The sequence below is a fragment of the Nocardia jejuensis NBRC 103114 genome, from assembly GCF_001613145.1.
In the GTDB taxonomy this organism is placed as follows: domain Bacteria; phylum Actinomycetota; class Actinomycetes; order Mycobacteriales; family Mycobacteriaceae; genus Nocardia; species Nocardia jejuensis.
The window spans coordinates 1-22,017 of record NZ_BDBU01000034.1 but is presented as its reverse complement, the minus strand read 5'-3'; the positions used below and the strand labels follow the sequence as shown (position 1 = coordinate 22,017).

Genomic DNA, 22,017 nt, shown 5'->3' with positions numbered 1-22,017 from the left:
TGAAACATCCTGCGACTGGTGGGACGACGGGGGTCAGGAAGCCTTCCGCGTCGTGTGGAGTTCAGCCTCGGTGAGCGGGGCGTCGGAGCCGGTCAGGTACTGGACCAGAGTCGATCGGTCGTCCAGTACGAGCCAGTGGCCCCGATCGGAGAACCGATCCCGGCCTTCCTTGGTGGTGATACCGAAATCCACACGGGCAGCGCTGGATTCGGTAGTGAACGGCACCAGGGTGGCGCCGGTCTTGCTGATGGCGAGCCGAGCCACGACGGTCTCGAGCTGGGGGGTCGCCTCGATCGCGATGCGGACGCCGGGGCGGGCTCCGAGCCGCAGCAGCATCCGGGCCATACGGTTGGACCAGCGCTCGAGCTCCTCGTGGGTGAGCTCGCAGTCGGCGGAGGTGGCGGCAGGGGTGCGCACCGGAGCGGCCGCGACGGGCTGTGTGGTCCGAGAGGCGGCGGACAGCGAGCTCGCTCGGAACTGAACGAGTGTGGCGACGGGCGTTTCGACCGGCTTGCACATCGATATCATCCTCTCGGAACTGCGACTTCGTGGTGTTGTTGGTATGTATCCACTGTCGCCGCCCGAGGTTCGATCCGACAGCGACCTCAGTGCTGTCGATCACCGATCCGAGGGTGAGGTAATGCCCACCTAGGGTGGGTTCGAGATCAAATCGGCCGGTTGCCGAGCTCCTCCATGGTCTGCTGGATCATGTTGATCGAGTCGCGGGGGCTCAGGGCCATGGCCCGCAACTGATCGAACATCACCCCGTAGCGCCGGACCTCCGGATGTCCCTCGATGAGCTCGTCGGTGGCGATGCCCTCCACGTACACGAGCTCCGGATCCGCCGGGTCCGGGAAGTCCAGCAGTGTGAACGAGCCGAGCATGCCCGGATGCGCGCCGGCGTCGAAGGGCAGGATCTGCAGGATCACGTTCCGCTTGTTGGTGTCGTCGAGCAGGCGGCTGAACTGATCGCGCATGACGTCCGGCCCGCCGACGAGTCTCTTGATGACCGCTTCGTCCAGCACCACCCACAGCTCCAGCGGATCGTCCTTGGTGAGCACGCCCGCGCGTTCGGTGCGCGCCCGAATGCGTTGCTCGCGAACCTGTTCGGAGATCTTCGGCATCGAGGTTTCGTACACCGCGTTGGCGTACGCCTCGGTCTGCAGCAGGCCGGGGATGAAGGTGGCCTGGAAGAACCGCGCCGAGAGCGCCTCGGCCTCGAAGTTGATGTAGGCGCCGTAGACCTCCGACACCGCGTCCTCGTACGAGCGCGCCATGCCTGGTCGGAGCGCATCCACCAGGAGCTGCAAGGCATCTGAACGTGCGGGTTCGGTGATGTTGTAGAGGTCCAGCATCGCGGTCAGCGTGCGGCGTTGCGGTCTGGCCTGAGCGGTCTCGATGCGATACAGCGTGGTGACGTTGATGCCCGTCTTGGCGCTGACCACTTCTTTGCTGAGGTTGGCCGTCTCGCGCATCTCGTGGAGCATCGCCGCGAGGCGCCGCAAACGGACGGTAAGCACGGTGCGCTTGCCTGCCATGTCAACCCTTTCCCCTGGCGCATCCCTTGGCGCACTTGCCAGAACGCAGTATTGCGTTCTTGCATTTGTAAGAGCATGATCCAGCTAGCCTATTCGTGAACAACCGATCCGATGAGCGGTATAGCTGAATCCGGAGACCAATCATGTTGGTGCGATTAGTGATGTTGTCGGGCGCGTGCGGAGAGTTGCGATGACCATGTCGATAGCCGGCGTACTGCCGACGGCTCCCCAATTGCTCTGTGCCTTCCAGGGGCGACGATTCCAAGATCGAGTTCTGCTGCGCTCGGCGCACGCTCTGGCCGAGCTGCACGAACGGCGCGCGCAAGTACGCGATCCCATGTTCATATCCGAACTCGATTGTCGCCGAGGCGAAATCGTTGACGATATCAATGATTGGGTGGAGCAGGAACTGCCACAACACCGTAACGGTGCGGCCCTGCACACCGAAAGTCTGGGTGCGGTGGTCGACCGCATGGCACGGAGTTGGGTGGAGGCGAACCAGGTCATCGATCATGAGGGGGCTGCCAGTGACAACACCCATAAACACTGGTACCACCTGGCCGAACTCGTGGACGGCTACACTGATCTCGTAATCGACGTGGCCGGTGGCCGGCGTCGTTTGCCAGAACAATGATTCTGAATGCATTGACACAATTGATGCATTGCCGCAGAACCATTGTCGCCCGCGGTGACGTCACCCGAGAAGTGCTATCGGACCAATAGCTCCACTCGCGCCGTGCGACGTCGCCCGCCTCGAGACGGCGGGCGCAACGGGGCGCCCCGCCCGGCGTGCCGCGTGGTCGACTGGCGCGGCACGCCCGTCACGGTTTCCCGACGCGATTGTCGTATTTCCCCGTGCGAGACAATCTCTTTCCTTGATGCTTGATACATCATTTGCGATATTGCGGTGTAGATGATGTGTAGCCGATAGTGCGCATTCGATGGACGGAGTTCGGCCATGGGGGACAGCTTTCGGATGGAAACGGACGCGGCACGAGCATGTGCGGCCACTTTCCTGCGGTTCGCGGACACGCTCGATCCACAGCTCCAGCGTTCGGCGAGCATCCAGACGCTGAGCGGCTTCGGCGGCTTCGATTCGGCGCTGCAGCTACGACGTGGCTTCGAGTCGAAGGCGCGGGAACTCACCGAAACGCTCGGCGGTCTCGGTGATCTCGCGGTGCGGATGGCCGCGGCGTACCTGCTCGCGGCGGGCGTGATCGCCGAGTCCGACCAATCCTGCTCCCGCGCGCTGCTGGCGGCGACCGCGGGCCTGGATTCCCCGGGCTGATCCCTCCCCGGGGAAAAGAGTTGGGCCGGTGCCGATTTCGGTACCGGCCCACCTCTCGTTCAGCGGGCCGAGAGGTGCTCGCCGTAGAACAGCATCAGCCCCGCCGCCGCCGACAGACCCGCCAGCAGCCAGAAGCGAATCACCACGGTGGTTTCCGCCCAGCCGCCGAGCTCGAAGTGATGGTGGAACGGCGCCATCTTGAACAGGCGGTTGTGGGTGGTCCGGTACACCGCGATCTGCAGCACCACCGACAGGATCTCCGCGCAGTACAGCGCGCCGACGACCGCCATCAGAATCTCGGTCCGGCTGGTGACGGACAGCCCCGCCAGCAGACCGCCCAGTGCCAGCGAGCCGGTGTCGCCCATGTAGATCTTCGCGGGAGCCGCGTTCCACCACAGGAATCCGAGGCAGGCCCCCACGCCCGCCGCGCAGACCACGGCCAGATCGAGCGGATCGCGCACGCTGTAGCAGCCCGCGCTGGGCCGCACCGAGCACGCGTGCATGAACTGCCAGAACGTGATCAGCACGTACGCGCCCAGCGCCATGCTCATCGATCCGGCGGCCAGTCCGTCCAGCCCGTCGGTGATGTTCACGGCATTGGACCAGGCCACCACCAGGAAACACACCAGCAGCAGGAAGAATCCGGTCCACATCGCCATGATCGCGTTGTCCCGCACGAACGACAGCTGCCGGCTGCCGGGTGTCAGGCCGGTGGCGTCCGGGAACCGCATGGCGAGCACCCCGAAGATCACCGCCGCCCCCAGCTGCCCCACGTACTTTCCCGATGCCTTCAAGCCCAGACTGCGCCGATTGCGCAGCTTGATGAAGTCGTCGACGAACCCCACCCCGCCCAGCGCGGTGGCCAGTCCCAGCACCAGCAGCCCCGATACGGTCACCCCCTCGGCGTCGTACCGGATCCCCAGCAGATGCGAACCCAGGTAGCCCGCCCACATTCCCACGATGATCGCGATGCCGCCCATGGTGGGCGTTCCCCGCTTGGCGAAATGACTGGCAGGTCCGTCACTGCGAATCTCCTGGCCCACTTTGCGGGCGCTGAAGATCCTGATCAGCACCGGCGTCAGCACGATCGACACCGCCAGCCCGATCATCGCCGAAAACATGATCTGTCTCATGGTTCCCCCAAGTCCCGCCGCGCCCGATCCGGCCACAGTCTCACACGCGCCATCCACGGTGCCGCTCAGATGCTAACCAAAACCCCACTCCCAGAGCACCTCCCACAACCCCCGCCGTGAGACATCCCTCTCCGCCCCGCCGAACCGTAACGCCCCGCACCGTGTGCCGCACCTCGAACACTCCGCCCGAACGCGGACGACCCGCCACCGAAGGGTCGGTGGCGGGTCGGTTTCCGTTGCCCGCGCCCCTCATCCGCGGTCAGCGGGGCCGGGGGTCAGCGGAGGGCGGCGCGGCCTCGGAGGCGGCCCAGCAGGATCAGGGCCAGCAGGGTTACCAGCACCAGGAGGGTGGTGCTGGCCGCGGCGTCGAAGACCTCGCCGCGGTCGGTGGCGGCGAAAATGCTGACGGGCAGGGTTTTCCAGGTGGCGGGGTAGACCATGACCGTGGCGCCGAGTTCGCCCATGGACAGGGCCACGGCCAGGCCCGCCGCCGAGCCGAGGGCGGGCAGCAGCAGCGGGAGGGTGATGCGGGTGAGGACTCGGAAGGGGCCCGCGCCCAGGGATTCGGCGGCCTGCTGATAGCCCGGATCCAGGCGGTCCAAGGCTGCGCAGACACCGCTGAAGGCGTAGGCCAGGACCAGGACGGTGTGCGCGACGACGACTATCCACTTGGTGCCGCCCAGCAGCAGTGGGCGCTCGTTGAAGGCGATGAGCACGCCCAGCCCGATGGCGACGGACGGGACCGCGACGGGCACATGGAACACCGCGTCGGTGACCCGGCGCAGCCATTGCGGCGCCTCGCGCGAGGCCAGCGCCGCCCAGGTGCCCAGGACCAGCGCGATACCGCCGGCCATGAGCGCGGTTTGCAGGCTCACCGACAGGCTCGCGGCCTCCTGCCCGGAGAGCGCGTCGCTGAAGTTGGCGAAGCCGAGATCCGAAGGGAGCGGGCCGGTCCAGCTGCCCGCGAGGGCGGCGGCCACGACGGTGGCGATCGGGGCCACGAAGACGATCGCGACCACCAGGGCGAAGACGGCGATGACCGCGATGCGGCCGTTGCGTGTCCACACCAGCATGGCTCAGCCCTCCTTCCGGGCACTGATCAGACGGGCGAAGACCAGGCGATAGACGACGTACAAGCTCAGCGACAGCAGGATCTGAATGCTGGCCAGCACCGCCGCACCGGGCAGATCGAAGGTGACGATGCCGCGGGTGTAGATGAGCGCGGGCAGGGTGATCACGCCCTTGGCCCCGGTGAACAGGACGATGCCGAACTCGTTGAGCGTCAACAGGAGTACGAGACTCCCGCCGGCGGCCAGGGCGGGCCACGCCTCGGGCAACAGCACCGAGCGCAGCACCCGCCACGGGGACGCGCCGAGACTGGAGGCCACGTCGAGTTGCTCGCGCGGCAGCTGGGCGAACGCCGCCAGCAGCGGCCGCACCACGAACGGGGTGAAGAAGGTGATCTCGGCCAGGATCACGCCCCACGGTGTGGACAGGAAGTTCAGCGCCGGTTCCGTGGATCCGGTGATCTGTGTGATCAGCGCGTTCACCGCGCCCGCGGTGCCGTACAGAAACGTGAACGCCAGCGTCACCAGGAACGACGGCAGCGTCAGCACGGTGTCGATGAGGCGGCCGACCAGCTGCGAGCCGGGAAACGGCACGAACGCGAGCACGATCGCCAGGAAGGTGCCCAGCACCAGACATCCCGCCGTGGAGAACACCGCGATGGATACGGTGCGCCACAGCGCGTTCCGGAAGGATTCCTCGCCGAGCACACCGGCCCAGGTGCTCGTGCCGCGCCCACCCTGCTTGGTGCGGGTGGATTCGGCGAGCACCCGCACGATCGGGTAGACGGCGATGGTCAGCACCACCAGCACCGGCGGCAGCGTCCACAGCATCGGCTTCCAGGACTGTCGTGGTGAGCCGGGCTCCGGAGTCGCGGGCGCGGAGGGGGTTTGCAGCAGCGCGGTCACGAGCGACTCCGATCTCGTGCCGCGTTCACGCGGGTGAAGAGTTCGGACCATGTGGTCCGCGGGACCGGGCGCGTGGCGGGTCGTGGTGCGGGTTCGATCCGGGCGGCGGCGGTCCGGTCGGGCTCACGGTCGCCGGTGCGGCGGTGTGGCAGCGCTGCGCCCCTCATGCCCGCACCTCGGATTCGTCTGCGGCGGAAGGTGTTCCGGCGGCGGGCGGGATGAGCACACCGGCCGGGTCCGGGAACCGCACGCCGACCGTATCGTCGACCGTCAGCTCGCTGTGCCCGGGGACATCGGCGGTGACCTCGACGGGCAGGCCCTGCACCGTCAGTTGCACGCGGGTGGTCGCACCCTTCCACACAGTGGAAACCACGGTGCCGCGCAGCACGTCCCGCTCGGTCAGAGCCGCGATCTGTACGGTGTGCGGTCGTACACACAGCTGCGCGTCGGCATCGGGCACCCAGTCCGGGCGTCCCACGCCCGGACGCGGGGCCTCGGCCCGCAACGTGTGCTCGCCGACGGTCACCAGTGCCGCCGTGCCCGATACGTGTTTCACGGTGGCGGGCAACAGATTCGCGCCGCCGATGAACGCGGCGGTGAAATCCGAGGACGGTTGCTGCCACAGCTTCCGGGCGGTATCGATATCGACCAGCCGCGCGTCCCGCATGACCGCGATCCGGTCGGCGAGCGCCAGCGCCTCGGCCTGATCGTGCGTCACATACAGCATTGCCGTGTCCGGCAGTGCTTTTCGAAGCTGCTGTAGCTCCCCGAGCATGGTCTGGCGCAATTGCGCGTCCAGCGCGGCGAGTGGTTCGTCCAGCAGCAGGACGTTCGGCCGGATCGCCAGCGCCCGCGCGATCGCGACCCGCTGCTGCTGTCCACCGGACAGCTCGCGCGGGAGGCGCTGGGCGTACGCGCCCATCCCGACCATCTCCAGGGCCTCGGTCACCCGATTCCCGATCTCGTTGCGCGGCACACGATGTGCCTTGAGCCCGAAGGCCACGTTGTCGTGCACCCGCATGTGCGGGAACAGCGCGTACGACTGCACGACGACGCCGATCCCGCGCTTGGCGGGGGAGAGGTCGGTGACGTCGCGGCCGGCCAGTCGCACCGCACCCGAGGTCGGCCGGACGAATCCGGCCAGGGCCTTGAGTGCGGTGGACTTGCCGGAACCGCTGGGTCCGAGCAGGGCAACCGTTTCCCCCGCGGCGACGCGCAGGTTGAAATCGGCCAGTGCGACAGTGGTTTTACGGCCGTGGCCGTAGGTGACACCGACCCGATCGAACACGATGGCCGGTTCGATGGCGGAGGTGGTCGCCACCGAGGATGTCGTCAACGCGGAGGACATGGTTGCTGCTCCCTGAGGCGGTGAAATTAGCTGCCGGTGGCCTTCGTGTAGGCCGCGACATCGGCGTCGAGGTCCTCGAGCACCTTGTTCCAATCCGGGTGCAGCACATCGACGTTCTTGACCAGCGAGGCCGGGGAGACCGCGCCGGCGGCGGCCGGGCTGTCCTTCAGATCGGTGCGCGCGGAGACGGCATTGGCATCGGTCAGGGTCTTCTGCGCGTCAGCCGAGAGCAGGTAGTCCATCAGCTTCTTGCCGGCGTCCGAATGCGGAGCGCCCTTGGCCAGGCCCATCAGGTACGGCAGTGCGACGGTGCTCTGCTTGCCATCGGCGGCGGCGGGGAAGAAGACGCTGAACTTGGACCCCTTCTCCTTGATGGTGGCCAGGTTCATCTGGATATCGCCGTTGGCGACGAGGATCTCGCCCTTGTCGACCTTGGCCTGCAGCTTGCCGGTGGAGGAGGACGGGCCGACATTGTTGGACTGCAGCTTGGTCAGGTAGTCCAGCGCGCCCTGCTTGCCGTAGAGCTGCTGCAGCAGGATCAGCACCGCGGTGCCGTCACCGGCCTGACCGGGGGTGGAGTACTGGATCTTGCCCTTGTACTCCGGCTTCAGCAGATCGTCCCAGGTCAGCTTGGGGGCCTCGACGCTCGGGTTGGCGATGAAGCAGAGGTAGTTGCCCGCCAGCGTGACCCACTTGCCGCCCGCGTCCTTCTCCGAGGCCGGGAACGCGGCGGTGTCGACGCCGCTGGCCTGCAGCAGCCCCGTCTTGTCGGCCTTCTGCATGAACGGCGGGAGCGTGACGATCACGTCGGCCTGCGGGTTGGCCTGCTCCTTGTCGACCCGGTTGACGACCTCGCCGGAGCCGGCCTCGACCAGGTTGACCGAGATGCCGGTCTGATCCTTGAACTTCGCGAACTGGGTCTTGTACCAGTCACCGACACCGTCGGCGGAGTAGACGGTGACCGTCTTGCCGTCGCTCGAGTCGCTGCCGGTGCCGCCGCAGGCGGTCAGGCTGAGGACGACCGCGGTGGCCGAGGTGAGAACGAGTGCGGTGCGGGCGATATTGCGTGCGAGGCGGTTTTTCGTATTACGCACGGTGACTACAACTTTCAGTTCGTGGGAGAGGGTCGATCGAAGGGGTGGGGGGTGTATCCGGAACCCCGGCGGCGAGGCTCCGGAATTCTCTAGCCGCGTTCGGCCAGCAGCAGCTGTGCGAACTCGGTCACCGACGGCACCACGTGGGTCGCCCCGGCGGCCCGCAGCTGGTCCTCGTCGTGTGCGCCGGTCAGCGTGCCCGCGGCGATGCGTGCGCCCGCGGCCAGTCCGGTGGCGATATCGCTGGCCGTGTCACCGAGCACCGCAACGCGATCCACGGCGTCGATGCCCAGGCGCAGCAGCGCGGTGAGCACCATGTCCGGGTAGGGACGGCCGCGGCCGGCGTCGGACGGTGCGAGGGTCAGGTCGGCGATCTCGTTCCAGCCCAGCGCGGTCAGCAGCTTGTCCTGGGTGGCGCGGCTGAATCCGGTGGTCAGCGCCACCTTGATCCCGGCCGCGCGCAGCGCCGTGATCGCCTCGGCGGCACCGGGAATCGGCGACACCCCGGCATCGGCGAGCTCGGCGTAGGCGGCCTCGAAGGCGTCGTTGGCCTGCTGCGCCTTGCTCTCGTCGCCCAGCAACGCCCGGAACACGACGATCTTGGACTGGCCCATGGTGTCGATCACGTACTGCCGGGCGGCCTCGCGCTCGGGTCCCTCGACAGGGATTCCGGCGGCCGTGGCGGCCCGCTCGAAGGCCTGGACCACCAGGCCGTCGTCCACGACGGTGGTGCCGGCCATATCGAGTACCGCGAGATCGATCTGCTTGTCGGACACAGGGATTCCTTTTGGTCGAAGACTGGGAAACGTGGAGGTCAGGGCTGCGGAAGCCGGATCCGCGGAAACTCAGAGGCCGAGCAGATCGGCGGTTTCCTCCCCGAGCGCGGGCCCCAGCGTCATGCCGCGCCCACCGGGACCGGTGACGACCCAGACGGTGTCCGACGCCCGGGCGCGGGTCACGATCGCGCCCGGATCGATGGACTGGCTGTAGACCCCCGCCCAGCGCCGCACCACCTGCGGCAGCTTGCGGCCGAGCAGTTCCTCCGCGACGGAGGTGAGGTGCTCGTACGGCGCCTCGTCCACGTCGAAGTTGAACGGCTCGTCGTATTCGTGGGTGTCGCCGATGGTGAGCCCGCCGTGCAGGCGTTGCACGCACAGCAACTGCATCTTGTGCCGTGCGGCGGTGAAGGGTTGTGCCTCTTCACGATTGAGGCGATCCAGTTCCTCACCCGCGAAGGCCGGGTAGTAGCGGAAGCTGTCGCCGTCGGCGATCGCGGTGGTGAGCGATTCGCCCAGCGGCGCGGTCTGCATCATCTGCAGGCGCACCCGGCGCACCGGGATGTCGCCGACGAGTTCACGGGTCAGTCCGGTGTGCGCGGCGCCCGGGCAGACCAGGACGAGATCGCCCTCGTGGCGGCGGCCGCGATCGTCCACCACGGTGCCACCGGTGACGGTGCGCGCCTCGGTGCCGCCGAAGAAGGTGTAGCGCTCGCTGGCCTCCATGTACCGGCGCAGCGCGGGCAGCGCCTGGCGCGATTCCACGGCGGCATCGGTCGAACAGTGCAGTCCGGCGAGGAATTTACCGCGCACCGCGGGATTGATCGCACGGACCTGCTCGACGTCGAGCAGTTCGAATCCCCGTTCGGCGGCCGAATCGCTCGCGGCGGCGGCCTCGGCGACGGCCAGTTCGGCCTCGCTGCGCACCAGCGTGATCGATCCCGCGGCGCGGAAGCCGACGCCCGGAACCTTGCCGCCGATCTCCTCCCACAGTTGCCGCGAGCGCAGCGTGATCGCCATTTCGCTCGCGCTGCGCCCCGACACCCACACCAGACCGAAGTTGCGCACGGTCGCGCCGCGCGCCTCGACCTCGCGCTCGAGCTGAACGACTTCGTGGCCGCGTCCGATGGCGGCTAGGGCGTGGGCTGTGCCGAGGAGTCCTCCGCCGATGATGACCAATCGCATGGGACTCATCGTGACCAATGGTCTAGACCTAGGAGTGTTTCGTGTGCAAACGCCAGGTTAACAATTGGTATAGACCAATTCTGTGTACGCTGGGGGCATGGACGCTACGGAGGTTGCCGGGGTGGGCGAGCAGCAGGCGGACGGCCGAACGACAGAGGAAATGTCCAGCGCGATAACGGATTCCGCCAGAATTCCCAAGTCGTACCGGGTGCGCACGGAACTCGAATCGCTGCTGAGCGAACTCTCCGAGGGCGATCCGCTGCCCTCGGAACGCGATCTGGCCCTGCGCTGCGGCGTGGCCCGCGAGACCGTGCGTCAAGCGGTCCGGGAACTGCTGGTGGAGGGCCGCATTCGCCGGCAGGGCCGGGGCACCGTGGTCTCACGCCCGAAAATGGTCCAGCCCATGTCCCTGCGCTCCTATACCGAGGGCGCTCTGAAATACGGCCGTATCCCCGGCCGTCTCCTGGTCGACTGGTCCGACATCCCCGCCGATCCCGACACCGCCCAGGACCTGTCCCTGGAACCCGGCACCCTGGTCATGCACCTCGAACGCATCCTGCTCGCGGACGGCGAGCGCATCGGGCTCGAGAGCACCTTCATGCCCATCGACCGCTTCGCCTTCCTGCGCGAGACCTACGACCCCCGCACCTCCCTCTACGCCGCCACCCGAGCCCGAGGCGTCTGGTACGCCTCCGCCACCGAACGCGTGGAAACCGTCCTGGCCTCCCCGCGCGAAGCCGCCCTCCTGGAATGCACCACGGCCCTGCCCATGCTCCTGCTGCACCGCCGCAGCGTCGACGCCGACGGCACCCCCATCGAACGCGTCCGCTCCCTCTACCGGGGCGATCGCATCGCCTTCCAGGCCACCCTGCGCGACTGATCCGGCCGCCGGCCGGGCTGATCGGTGACTGCCGAGGGCCGTGGCGATGATATCGATGGCCCTGACCCGGAACGCGCCCGCCACGGGTCGTGGCGGGCGCGAGAAATGCTGCGGGAGAGCTGAATTCCTGGACGGACCGGTGCGGGCACGGCGCACCGCCGGAACCTAGCGCACCGCGCGAGCCAGCCGTTCCAGTTCACTGATCATGCGGTCGATCTCCTCACAGGTGTTGTAGAACGCGAAGGAGGGGCGGACCGTCGCCTCGAGACCGAGGCGGCGCAGGATCGGCTGTGCGCAGTGATGACCGGCGCGGACCGCGATGCCCTTCTCGTTCAACGCTTTTCCGACCTCGAGGGGTTCGTAGCCGTCCATGACGAAGGACAGCACACTGGCCTTGTCGGCCGCCGTTCCGACCAGTCTGACCCCGGGTATCGCGGCCAGCCGGGGGGTGGCGTATTCGAGCAGGCCGTGTTCGTACCGCGAGATGTTGTCCATACCCAGCCGCTCGACGTAGTCGATCGCAGCGCCCAGGCCGACCGCGTCCGCGATATTCCCGGTGCCCGCTTCGAAACGACCCGGGGGCGGTTGGAACAGCGAGCGCTCCAGCGTGACGTCGCTGATCATGTTCCCGCCGCCCTGCCACGGCGGCATGTCACGCAGCACCTCGGCGTTGCCGTACACCACGCCGATTCCGGTGGGGCCGAACAGCTTGTGGCCCGAGAACACGAAGAAGTCGGCCCCGATGGACCGCACGTCGACGGCGGTGTGCGGAACCGACTGAGCCCCGTCGATCAGGGCGATCGCCCCGGCGCGATGTGCCTGCGCCACGATCTCGTGCACGGGGGTGATGGTGCCCAGGGCGTTCGAGACCTGAGTCACCGACACGAGTTTCGTGCGATCGGAGAGCAGCCGGGTGTACTCGTCCATCAGCAACTGCCCGCGATCGTCCACCGGGATGACCTTCAGCAGCGCGCCGGTCTCGGCGCACAGCATCTGCCAGGGCACGATGTTCGCGTGATGCTCCAGGTGCGAGATCAGGATCTCGTCACCCTCGCGAATGTGCTTGCGCCCCCAGGTCTGTGCGATCAGGTTGATCCCCTCGGTGGCCCCGCGTACGAAGACGATCTCCTGCGCCGAGGACGCGCCGATGAACCGCGTCACCGCATCGCGCGCACGTTCGTACGCATCGGTGGAGCGCGCGGCCAATTCGTGTGCGGCCCGGTGGATATTGGAGTTCTCGTGCTCGTAGAAGTACGCGATCCGCTCGATGACCGATCGCGGCTTCTGCGTGGTCGCGGCGTTGTCGAACCAGACCAGCGGATGCCCGTTCACCCGTTCGCTCAGAATCGGGAAGTCGTTGCGCACGGCGTGCACGTCGAAGGGCGGATGCCGGTCCGGCGCTCGATGGCGCACCGCGTCCAGGAAGTAGAACTGCGAATTCACCGGTGCCGCAGGGGCTTGCGGGCGCTCGAGGAAGTAGAACTCGGGCGCGCCGACCGCGGGCGGTCCGGCGTCTCGTGGCGGCGAGAGCACCTGTTCCAACGAGGGCAGCCCGACCAGGAAGGGGTCGGTGTGGATGTCCGCGTTGCGCACCGTGGAGGTCGGCGGCGGACCCGACGGGGTCGACATGGGCACGTCCGCACCCCAGGCCGGTACCGTCACGTCCGGTGTCGGGCCGCCCGGCGGTACCGCACCCTGGGGCGCGGAACTCCGCGGCGCCGACACCGCACCCGGTGCCGACGAACTCTGCGGGGCGGACCCGGTCGGCACCGAACTTGTCGGCACAGACCTTGTCGGCACGGAGCTGGTCGGCACAGACCTTGTCGGCACGGAACTTGTCGGCACGGAGCTGGTCGGCACCGAACCCACCGGCACCGAACCCGTCGGCACCGAACCCAGTGCAGACGGGAACGTATCGGGCAGCCCCGCAGGTGAACTCGGTGCCGCGACCCCGAGCGCCGCGACCCCGGGCATCCCCGACGGCAGCGCCGCGAAGAACGCGCCCGCGAGGCGATTGATCGTCGCCTCGTCGGGCAGGTTCAGCACGGTCGTCTCGGCCGGGATCGGGGAGGCCGGCGGCTCACTTCCGGTAGGTCGGTGTGTAGTCATGGAACTTGTCCACCTCGGCTCCCTCGAGCAGTGCCACCGCGTCGTCGGTCAGGATCGCCAGCGAGCAATACAGCGACACCAGGTACGAGGCGATCGCGCTGCGGTCGATACCCATGAACTTCACCGACAGCCCCGGGCCCTGTTCCCCGGCGAGCCCGGGTTGGTACAGGCCGATCACGCCCTGGCGCGACTCTCCGGTCCGGATCAACAGGAACTTGGTCTTGCCCTTCTCGACCGGCACCTTGTCCGACGGAATGATCGGAATTCCGCGCCAGGTCAAAAATTGCGAGCCGAACAGGCTGACCGTCGGCGGCGGCACACCGCGCCGCGTGCATTCCCGGCCGAAGGCCGCGATCCCCTCCGGATGAGTCAGAAAGAATCCGGGTTCCTTCCAGACCTTCGCGATCATATTGTCCAGATCATCGGGGGTGGGCGGCCCGGCGATCGTGGAAATCTTCTGCTTGGGTGCGACATTCGCGATCAGGCCATAGTCGGGGCTGTTGATCAGCTCGCCCTCTTGGTGTTCCTTGATCGCCTCGATGGTGAGCCGCAACTGCTGGGCTATCTGATCGTGCGGGCTCGAGTACAGATCCGACACCCGGGTGTGCACGTCGAGGATCGTGTGCACGGCCTTGAGCCGGTACTCGCGCGGCTTCTTCTGGTAGTCGATGAACGTCTCGGGCAGCGGAGACTCATCGTAGTTGTCGCACTTGATATCCACGGTGTTCTCGTGGGTTACCTGGTTACGACGGTAGATGCCCGCCTCGACGGGGATCCAGTTCATGAGATGGACGAGCCAGCGAGGAGTGATCGACTCCATCTGCGGAACGGACTTGGTCGCGTTCGCGAGTGTCCTCGCGGCTTCATCACCCAGCGCAACCGGTTGTGGAACAGTACTTGTCATCGAACCACCTTGGGATTGGCAAATCGACCGTTACCTGTGCGGCGCCATGCTAACAAGCGCCGTTCGGATTGTCCGCGCGACCGTCGCGAATGATATTGCGCGCCGCGGAAATTCCGAAGCGGCACCATTCCTCTCGATCGTTGGAACAAGGTCATCGTCAGGCAGCACGGTTACGCGCCGATGCGCCGCGAGGTTAATTCGCGGTCTCGGCGGGGGCTCACGCGTTACGGGGAGATTCCGTAAAAGTCATCGGTACCGCCGCGAAATGCGCGGCGGTACCGATGGATTCATGTCAGCGAACCTGCGGGGCGACTTTCTCCCCGAGCAGCCGGATATTGTCCAGAACCTTCTCGTGCGGCAGCGTGCCGACGCTGGTGTGCAGCATGAAGCGGTCCAGCCCGAGGGTGTCACGGACGTCGGCGATCTTGCTCGCCACGTAGTCCGGGGTGCCGACGAACAGCGAACCACTCTGGGAGCGAAGGGCGTTGAACTGCTCTCGGGTCATCGCGCCCCAGCCGCGCTCGCGGCCGATCCCGCTCATGGCGGCCGCGTACGGAGCGTAGAAATCCGCGACGGCGTCCTCGTCGGTGTCCGCGACGTAGCCGTGCGCGTGCACCGCGACCGGCTGCGGCTCGTTGCCGCCCTCGGCCAGCGCCCGGTGATACAGCTCCACCAGCGGCTTGAATCGCGCGGGCTGTCCGCCGATGATCGCGATGGCCAGGGGGAGCCCCAGAAGTCCCGCGCGGACCACGGATTCAGGGCTGCCGCCCACCGCGATCCAGACCGGCAGCGGCCTGCCCTCGGTGCGGGGATAGACGATCGCGTCCTTCAACGGCGCGCGGAACCTGCCGTTCCAGGTGACCGGCCCCTCGTCGCGAATCTTCAACAGCAGCGCCAGCTTCTCCTCGAACAGCGCGTCGTAATCGGCGAGGTCGTAACCGAACAGGGGGAACGACTCGGTGAAGGAGCCCCGGCCCGCCATCAGCTCGGCGCGTCCGTCGGACAGTCCGTCGAGCGTGGCGAAGTCCTGGAAGACGCGGACCGGATCATCGGAGCTCAACACGGTGACCGCACTGGTGAGCTGAATCCGTTCGGTGCGCGCGGCGATGGCCGCGAGGACCACGGCGGGGGAGGAGGCGGCGAAATCCTTGCGATGGTGCTCGCCGACGCCGTACACGTCCAGGCCGGCCTGCTCGGTGACCTCGGCCTCCCGCACGACCTGACGCAACCGCTCGGCCGCCGTGGGAGTCGGCCCGGTACCGCCGACCGGGTGCACCTCGGCGAATGTCGTGAGTCCCAGCTCCACGGTGTATTCCTCTCCCGAAAAATTTGTTTCCAAGTCAACCTATCGCTTAAACGGACCGTGGTCCGGAAACATTCCACGGCTACACGCCGGTCGCTCACACGCTGGCCGCGAGCAGTCCGGCTCGGGCGGATAGTCTTGGTCCCATGTCAGTGCGCACCCGTAAACCTCTCGTTCCCGGCACGCAATCGCCCATTCGCGAGGTGCCGAAATCGATCGAGCGCCCGGAGTACGTGTGGAAGAAGACCGCCAACGAGGGGCATGAGCCCTGGGTGCAGACGCCCGAGACCATCGAGAAGATGCGACTGGCCAGCACGCTCGCCGCCCAGGCCCTCGAGGAGGCGGGCAAGGCCGTCGCCCCCGGCGTCACCACCGACGAGCTCGACCGCATCGTGCACGAGTACCTCGTCGACAACGGCGCGTACCCGTCCACGCTGGGCTACAAGGGCTTTCCCAAGTCCTGCTGCACCTCGCTGAACGAGGTCATCTGCCACGGCATCCCGGACTCGACCGTGATCGAGGACGGTGACATCGTCAATATCGACGTCACCGCCTACATCAACGGCGTGCACGGCGACACCAACAAGACCTACTTCTCCGGTACCCCCGACGAGGAGGTGCGCCTGCTGGTCGAGCGCACCGAGGAGGCCACCGCCCGCGCCATCAAGGCCGTGAAGCCGGGGCGCGCCCTCAATGTGATCGGCCGCGTCATCGAGTCCTACGCCAACCGCTTCGGCTACGGCGTGGTCCGCGACTTCACCGGCCACGGCGTCGGACCCACCTTCCACAGCGGCCTGGTGATCCTGCACTACGACCAGCCGGCCGTGGAGTCGGTCATCGAGACCGGCATGACCTTCACCATCGAGCCGATGATCAACCTCGGTGGCATCGACTACGAGATCTGGCCGGACGGCTGGACCGTGGTCACCAAGGACCGCAAGTGGACCGCGCAGTTCGAGCACACCCTCGTGGTCAACGAGACCGGGTCGGAAATCCTCACCCTCCCGTGAGAATCGCTCGCCGGCAGCTGATTTCGTGCCCTGCTCCCGGTCCGGGGCAGGGCGCGCCGCAGGGTGGCGCCCAAGGGACGACGACACGTGCGCCCCGATGCGCGTCCCGGACGGAGCCGCGGTGAAGGGCGCCCTGCTGATCGCGGGCACGACCTCCGACGCGGGTAAGAGCGTCGTGGTCGCGGGGTTGTGCCGCATGCTCGCGCGCCGAGGCGTGAAAGTCGCCCCGTTCAAGGCTCAGAACATGTCGAACAACTCCGTCGTCACCCTCGACGGCGGCGAGATCGGCCGCGCGCAGGCGCTGCAGGCGCGGGCCTGCGGTCTGGAGCCGAGCGTGCGGTTCAACCCGATCCTGCTCAAACCCGGCAGCGATCGGCGCTCGCAACTGGTGGTGCGCGGCAAGGCCGTCGACACCGTCGGCGCCAAGGATTACTTCAAGCATCGGCAGCAGCTGCGCGGGGTCGTCGCCGAGGAATTGGCCTCGCTGCGCGCCGAGTTCGACGTGGTGATCTGTGAGGGCGCCGGATCGCCCGCCGAAATCAACCTGCGGGCAACGGATCTGGCGAACATGGGCCTGGCCCGCGCGGCGGACCTGCCGGTGCTGATCGTCGGGGACATCGACCGCGGCGGCGTGCTGGCGCACCTGTTCGGCACCGTCGCGATCCTGGAACCCGAAGACCAGCAACTCATCTCGGGCTTCCTCGTCAACAAGTTCCGGGGCGATGTCGATCTGCTGAAGCCGGGCCTGGATCAGCTGTATGACCTCACCGGCCGCCCCACCCTCGGCGTCATCCCGTTCGCGCCGGATCTGTGGATCGACGCCGAGGACTCCCTCGGCACCGTCGCGGACGCTCCCGTCGGCCGACCGCGCCCGCCGCTGGGCGGACAGTGGCTCAGCGTCGCGGCCGTGCGCCTGCCGCGCATCTCCAACTCCACCGATGTCGAGGCGCTCGCGTGCGAGCCCGGCCTCTCGGTGCGCTGGGTCGAGGAACCCTCCCGCCTGGCCGGAGCCGACCTGGTGGTGCTGCCGGGCAGCAAGTCCACCGTCGGCGATCTGGAGTGGCTGCGCCGCACCGGTATCGCGGACGCCCTGATCGCCCGCGCCGCGGCGGGCGGCCCGATTCTGGGCATCTGCGGCGGCTACCAGATGCTCGCCCGCACCATCGAGGACCGCGTCGAATCCGGCGCGGGCACGGTCGCGGGCCTGGGCCTGCTCGACCTGGAGATCGAATTCGACGATCCGAAGATCCTGCGCCGCGCCGCGGGGCACACCTACGCACCCGACGCGCCGTCGAGCGGTATCCCGGTGCACGGCTACGAGATTCATCACGGCCGGGTGCGCGCCGCCGGCGACCGCCCCTGGCTCGAACTCGACGGCGCGCCCGAAGGCAGTGTGCGCGGCGCGATCTGGGGCACGCACCTGCACGGAGCGCTGGAATCGGACGAATTCCGCCGCGCCTGGCTGCGCGAGGTGGCCGCCGCCGCGGGCCACCCCGGCTTCGTTGTCGCCGAGGATGTTTCGGTGGCGCGGGTGCGCGACGCCCAGCTGGATCTGCTCGCGGATCTGATGGCGGAGCACCTGGATATCCCCGCGCTCGAACGCCTCATCACCGAGGGGGCCCCGGCCGGCCGGCCCACTCTCACCGTCGGCAAGTGACGACCGTCACATAAGTTCACCCGAGACGCGTTCGGGACTCGGTCGTGCCATGTAGCGTGATCGTATGGAATCTCGGCGGATCACGGTCGGTGACCGCATCTGGACCGTGCGAACCGGAGGACCCGAGTCCCGGCACCACGTCCTCCTGCTCCCCGATGCGGGCGACCCGGCCGACGTATACGACGAGGTCTGCACCCGTTTGCAGACCTCGGACCTGCACACCATCGCCATCGAATGGGCGGATGGTCTCGACACGGCGACCGTGTTCGCCATCCTCGACGAGTTGAAGGTGCCGTGGGCCAATCTGGTCGGCTGCGGTGTCGGCGCCGACCTCGCCTGGCAGCTCGCCGCGCGCGGTTTCGGCCGCTTCATGAGCCTGGTCGTCGCCGGTGGCGGACACCCGGCCGCCGCAGGTCCGGACGGTGCGGTCGCGGACGCGACCTGCCCGCCGGTGGAGATTCCCACCACCCTGCTGGCCACCAAGCGTTTCCCGCGCGCGGTCGCGGAACCCTCGAGCCGCTTCGTCTACGGCGAGTTCCGGCTGGTGCCGGTGGATGTCGGGAACGTGGCCGGGGAAGCCGGCCACGAACTCGCCACCGAGATCGTGCTACGCACCAGCTTCTGGTGAGTTCGCCAGCCACCGCAGCCAGGAGTCCAGCTCGCTGAAGGCCTGGCTGCGCGGCTTTTCCGAGGACAAGAACACATCGTGCCGCGCGCCCTCGATCGGCACGATATTGGTCCGCTCGCCCAGGCAGCCCGCCCAGCGCTGAATCTGCCGCACGTCCAGCACCACGTCGGCCACGTCGGCGGCCGGGCCGTACTTGCCCATGAACTTGGTCACCTTGGAGCGCAGGATCAGCGCGGGCACCCCGATGTCCAGGCCCTGATGCAACCGCCGGTGCCCGCGTCGGATGGCGCGCAGCCAACCGGCGTGAACGGGGAAGCCCGACAGCGGTTTCCAATCCAGGTTGTAATCCCATTCGCCGGATGCGGTGCGGTGCAGGCTGTCTCCGTACGTGGTGATCTTGCCCAGCGGCAGCGACGCGAAGGCGCGCAGCCGGCCCAGTCCCTCGAGCACCGGCGTGCCGACGGTCCGGTAGTACGACGGCCCCTGCAGATCGAACCACGGGCTGTTCAGCACCAGGCCGGTAATGCCCTGTGCCGCAGCGCCTCCCGCGGCATTGAGCCGGTGCAACCACAGCGAGGTCACCAGCCCGCCGGTCGAATGCCCCATCACCACCACCGGCAGGCCGGTCTCCTCGCGCATGACGCGCAGCGCCCGGTTCAACTCCGCGTCGTAGAGCGCCAGATCGCTCACGAAGTGCGGAGTCTGCCCCGGCCGGGTGGAACGGCCGCACTTGCGCAGGTCCAGCGCGTAGAAGGCGTACCCCTGCGCGGCCAGGTGCTGGGCCAGGTGCTCCTGGAAGAAGTAGTCGGTGAACCCGTGCACGAACAGCACGGCCCGGGTGGCGACCGGCGCGTCCGCGGGTGTGTAGCGGACCACGGTGGCGACCACCTCACCCTCGCCGTCGGGGTCCGGACCGAGCGGGATGGTCAGTTGCCGGTAGTCGGAGCCCAGTACATCGGGCTGCCACTCCTCGGTGACGGAGGTCGATGCGGGCGTACCGGCTGCGGATGACGTATCAGAGGTCACCAGCCAAAGATAAACCTCCTGGTCTCAGAACACAGCTTGGAGGTATCTCTCACATTCGGGCCTTTCGTTGCGGGAATTCCGCGTGTCCAGGGGCACAATCGGTCTTAGGTGAACGACGGGTAACCTGACCGCTGCTGGGTTGCCGTAGATAAGACAAGGAAGTCGATCAACACCGTGCCGAACGCTGCCACGATTGAAAAGACCGATGTAGTCCTCATCGGTGCCGGCATCATGAGTGCCACCCTGGGCGCTCTGCTCCGACAGGTGCAGCCGGACTGGTCGATCACGCTCTTCGAGCGACTCGAAGCGGCCGCCGCCGAAAGCTCCGACCCGTGGAACAACGCGGGTACCGGGCACTCGGCGCTCTGCGAGCTGAACTACACGCCGCAGAACGCCGACGGCTCGGTGGAGATCGCCAAGGCCATCGACATCAACGAGCGCTTCCAGGTCTCGCGCCAGTTCTGGTCCTACGCGGTCGAGAACGGCGTGCTGGCCGACCCGTCCAACTTCATCAACCCGATTCCGCACGTGAGCTTCACCCACGGCGCGGACGGCGTCGAATACCTGCGCAAGCGCCACGAGGCGCTGTCGCGGCATCCGCTGTTCGAGGGCATGGAGTTCATCGCCGACGAGGACGAGTTCACCCGGCGACTACCGCTGATGGCCAAGGGCCGTGACTTCTCCGATCCGGTCGCCCTGAACTGGAGCGACATCGGCACCGACGTCGACTTCGGCGAGCTCACCAAGGAGCTGCTGGCCTACCTCGGCAAGTCGGGCGCGAACATCGCGTTCGGCCACGAGGTCAAGAACCTGTCCAAGCAGTCGGACGGCTCCTGGCTGGTCAAGGTGCGCAACCTGCGCTCGGGCAAGACCCGCGTGCTCAATGCCAAGTTCGTGTTCGTCGGCGCGGGCGGCGGCGCACTGCCGCTGCTGCAGAAGGCGGGCATCAAGGAGATCGCCGGATTCGGCGGGTTCCCGGTGTCGGGCCTGTTCCTGCGCTCCACCAACCAGGACCTGATCGACCAGCACGACGCCAAGGTGTACGGCCAGGCGTCGGTCGGCGCGCCGCCGATGTCGGTGCCGCACTTGGACACTCGCGTCATCAACGGCAACAAGGGCCTGCTGTTCGGCCCGTACGCCGGCTGGACGCCGAAGTTCCTCAAGGACGGCAAGAACACCGATCTGTTCAAGTCGGTCAAGCCGAACAACCTGTTCTCCATGCTGGGCGTCGGCGTCACCGAGATGGGCCTGGTCAAGTACCTGGTCTCGGAGCTCGCCAAGTCCCAGGCCGGTCGCGTGGACTCCATGGAGGAGTTCATCCCCCGTGCCGAGGGCAAGGACTGGGAGCTGATCATCGCCGGTCAGCGCGTGCAGATCATCCGGCGCAAGGGCGCGGGCGGCGTACTGGAACTGGGCACCGCGGTCGTCGCGGCCGAGGACGGCACCATCGCCGGTCTGCTCGGCGCGTCTCCGGGCGCGTCCACCGGTGTGAGCGCCATGCTCGACCTGCTGAAGAAGTGCTTCCCGCGCGAATACGCTTCGTGGGAGCCGAAATTCAAGGAGATGGTGCCGTCCCTGGGCGTCAAGCTCTCCGAGAATCAGGCCCTGTTCAAAGAGGTGTGGGACTGGTCGAACAAGGCCCTTCACCTGGAGAACGCGAACACGCCCAAGCACTCCGGGGTCGCTTCTCACGCCTAGGTGTGATAGCAAGACTCGATGATGTCAACGGTTGCTCTCAAACGGTCGTGGGCCCAAGATCTGGACACCGCGACGCTTTACAGGCTGTTGAAGCTTCGAGTCGAAGTGTTCGTCGTCGAGCAGAAGTGCGCCTACCCGGAACTCGACGGACTGGATCTCGGACCGGAGACCCGGCATTTCTGGCTCGATGACGAGGGCGAGGTCATCTGCACCCTGCGTCTGCTCGAGGAGCACGACGACGGCGTCAAGTCCTTCCGGATCGGCCGGCTGTGCACCTCCCCGCCCGCGCGGGGCCACGGCTACACCACCCGTGTACTGCAGGCGGCCCTGGCCGAGGCCGGTTCGGCCACCGTCCGGCTCAATGCCCAGACCTACCTGGTCGACATGTACACCAAGCACGGCTTCAAGATCGACGGCGAAGAGTACGTCGAGGACGGCATCCCGCACCTGCCCATGCGCCGGGGCTA

At 67.4% G+C, this 22,017-nt stretch carries 21 protein-coding genes; 8 read left to right on the top strand and 13 right to left on the bottom strand.

From position 1 onward, the window contains the following. Nucleotides 1-33 precede the first annotated feature (33 nt). Nucleotides 34-519 (bottom strand): AMP-binding protein, encoded by a 486-nt coding sequence (locus tag NJ1_RS25935; RefSeq protein WP_067698942.1) that lies wholly within the window; start codon nucleotides 517-519, stop codon nucleotides 34-36. A 146-nt stretch (nucleotides 520-665) separates the two neighbouring features. Then, nucleotides 666-1,538: a helix-turn-helix domain-containing protein gene (locus tag NJ1_RS25930; RefSeq protein WP_067698940.1), complete on the bottom strand. Its 873-nt coding sequence runs from the start codon at nucleotides 1,536-1,538 to the stop codon at nucleotides 666-668. Nucleotides 1,539-1,812: 274 nt separating this feature from the next. On the opposite strand from NJ1_RS25930, the gene NJ1_RS25925 reads away from it, so the two are divergent. Continuing rightward, entirely contained in the window at nucleotides 1,813-2,172 is a 360-nt protein-coding gene (locus NJ1_RS25925; protein ID WP_067699081.1) for a DUF4254 domain-containing protein, read from the top strand. A gap of 324 nt (nucleotides 2,173-2,496) precedes the next feature. Beyond that, nucleotides 2,497-2,826, top strand: a complete 330-nt coding sequence (locus NJ1_RS25920) for a hypothetical protein (RefSeq protein WP_067698938.1) — start codon at nucleotides 2,497-2,499, stop codon at nucleotides 2,824-2,826. Between the two features lie 59 nt (nucleotides 2,827-2,885). Here the strand turns inward: NJ1_RS25920 and mraY are convergent, their stop codons facing one another. From mraY to NJ1_RS25885, 7 genes are all read right to left on the bottom strand, one after another. Next, nucleotides 2,886-3,959 carry a phospho-N-acetylmuramoyl-pentapeptide-transferase gene (mraY, locus tag NJ1_RS25915; protein WP_067698936.1) on the bottom strand — a complete coding sequence of 358 codons (1,074 nt, stop codon included), beginning with the start codon at nucleotides 3,957-3,959 and terminating at the stop codon, nucleotides 2,886-2,888. A gap of 275 nt (nucleotides 3,960-4,234) precedes the next feature. Then, nucleotides 4,235-5,032: an ABC transporter permease gene (locus tag NJ1_RS25910; RefSeq protein WP_067698934.1), complete on the bottom strand. Its 798-nt coding sequence runs from the start codon at nucleotides 5,030-5,032 to the stop codon at nucleotides 4,235-4,237. A gap of 3 nt (nucleotides 5,033-5,035) precedes the next feature. Further along, nucleotides 5,036-5,932 carry a 2-aminoethylphosphonate ABC transporter permease subunit gene (locus tag NJ1_RS25905; RefSeq protein ID WP_067698932.1) on the bottom strand — a complete coding sequence of 299 codons (897 nt, stop codon included), beginning with the start codon at nucleotides 5,930-5,932 and terminating at the stop codon, nucleotides 5,036-5,038. Between the two features lie 163 nt (nucleotides 5,933-6,095). After that, nucleotides 6,096-7,280 (bottom strand): ABC transporter ATP-binding protein, encoded by a 1,185-nt coding sequence (locus tag NJ1_RS25900; protein ID WP_067698930.1) that lies wholly within the window; start codon nucleotides 7,278-7,280, stop codon nucleotides 6,096-6,098. A 26-nt stretch (nucleotides 7,281-7,306) separates the two neighbouring features. Continuing rightward, the gene (locus tag NJ1_RS25895) at nucleotides 7,307-8,374 is read right to left on the bottom strand and encodes a 2-aminoethylphosphonate ABC transporter substrate-binding protein (RefSeq protein ID WP_084478829.1); all 1,068 of its coding nucleotides are present in this window, start codon (nucleotides 8,372-8,374) and stop codon (nucleotides 7,307-7,309) included. Between the two features lie 89 nt (nucleotides 8,375-8,463). Further along, nucleotides 8,464-9,150, bottom strand: coding sequence for a phosphonatase-like hydrolase (locus NJ1_RS25890; RefSeq protein WP_084478827.1), 687 nt, complete (start codon nucleotides 9,148-9,150; stop codon nucleotides 8,464-8,466). Nucleotides 9,151-9,219: 69 nt separating this feature from the next. Further along, a complete protein-coding gene (locus NJ1_RS25885; RefSeq protein WP_067698928.1) occupies nucleotides 9,220-10,335 on the bottom strand; it encodes a TIGR03364 family FAD-dependent oxidoreductase in 1,116 nt (371 codons plus the stop codon). Nucleotides 10,336-10,507: 172 nt separating this feature from the next. On the opposite strand from NJ1_RS25885, the gene NJ1_RS25880 reads away from it, so the two are divergent. Beyond that, nucleotides 10,508-11,215 carry a GntR family transcriptional regulator gene (locus NJ1_RS25880; protein WP_067699074.1) on the top strand — a complete coding sequence of 236 codons (708 nt, stop codon included), beginning with the start codon at nucleotides 10,508-10,510 and terminating at the stop codon, nucleotides 11,213-11,215. Nucleotides 11,216-11,380: 165 nt separating this feature from the next. Here NJ1_RS25880 and NJ1_RS25875 read toward each other — a convergent pair whose 3' ends face one another. From NJ1_RS25875 to NJ1_RS25865, 3 genes are all read right to left on the bottom strand, one after another. Further along, nucleotides 11,381-13,324, bottom strand: a complete 1,944-nt coding sequence (locus tag NJ1_RS25875) for a family 2A encapsulin nanocompartment cargo protein cysteine desulfurase (protein WP_084478826.1) — start codon at nucleotides 13,322-13,324, stop codon at nucleotides 11,381-11,383. Continuing rightward, nucleotides 13,296-14,228: a family 2A encapsulin nanocompartment shell protein gene (locus NJ1_RS25870; RefSeq protein WP_067698926.1), complete on the bottom strand. Its 933-nt coding sequence runs from the start codon at nucleotides 14,226-14,228 to the stop codon at nucleotides 13,296-13,298. Before NJ1_RS25870 ends, NJ1_RS25875 begins: the two co-directional genes overlap by 29 nt. A 292-nt stretch (nucleotides 14,229-14,520) precedes the next feature. Beyond that, a complete protein-coding gene (locus NJ1_RS25865) occupies nucleotides 14,521-15,534 on the bottom strand; it encodes an LLM class flavin-dependent oxidoreductase (protein ID WP_067698924.1) in 1,014 nt (337 codons plus the stop codon). A 143-nt stretch (nucleotides 15,535-15,677) separates the two neighbouring features. Between NJ1_RS25865 and map the strand changes: the two genes are divergently transcribed. The 3 genes from map to NJ1_RS25850 all read left to right on the top strand — a co-directional run bounded on the left by map (nucleotide 15,678) and on the right by NJ1_RS25850 (nucleotide 18,826). After that, entirely contained in the window at nucleotides 15,678-16,541 is an 864-nt protein-coding gene (gene map, locus NJ1_RS25860) for a type I methionyl aminopeptidase (protein WP_067698922.1), read from the top strand. A gap of 97 nt (nucleotides 16,542-16,638) precedes the next feature. Beyond that, a complete protein-coding gene (locus NJ1_RS25855) occupies nucleotides 16,639-18,198 on the top strand; it encodes a cobyric acid synthase (protein ID WP_067698921.1) in 1,560 nt (519 codons plus the stop codon). A gap of 64 nt (nucleotides 18,199-18,262) precedes the next feature. Further along, nucleotides 18,263-18,826, top strand: a complete 564-nt coding sequence (locus tag NJ1_RS25850; protein ID WP_067698919.1) for a hypothetical protein — start codon at nucleotides 18,263-18,265, stop codon at nucleotides 18,824-18,826. Here NJ1_RS25850 and NJ1_RS25845 read toward each other — a convergent pair. Further along, a complete protein-coding gene (locus tag NJ1_RS25845) occupies nucleotides 18,806-19,852 on the bottom strand; it encodes an alpha/beta hydrolase (RefSeq protein WP_067698917.1) in 1,047 nt (348 codons plus the stop codon). The two genes, NJ1_RS25850 and NJ1_RS25845, sit on opposite strands and share 21 nt — an antisense overlap. Before the next feature lie 174 nt (nucleotides 19,853-20,026). On the opposite strand from NJ1_RS25845, the gene mqo reads away from it, so the two are divergent. Both mqo and NJ1_RS25835 read left to right on the top strand, forming a co-directional pair. Further along, nucleotides 20,027-21,550, top strand: coding sequence for a malate dehydrogenase (quinone) (mqo, locus tag NJ1_RS25840; protein WP_245717584.1), 1,524 nt, complete (start codon nucleotides 20,027-20,029; stop codon nucleotides 21,548-21,550). Nucleotides 21,551-21,568: 18 nt separating this feature from the next. Then, on the top strand, nucleotides 21,569-22,017 hold a 449-nt coding region (locus NJ1_RS25835; RefSeq protein WP_067699068.1), incomplete at its 3' end, for a GNAT family N-acetyltransferase.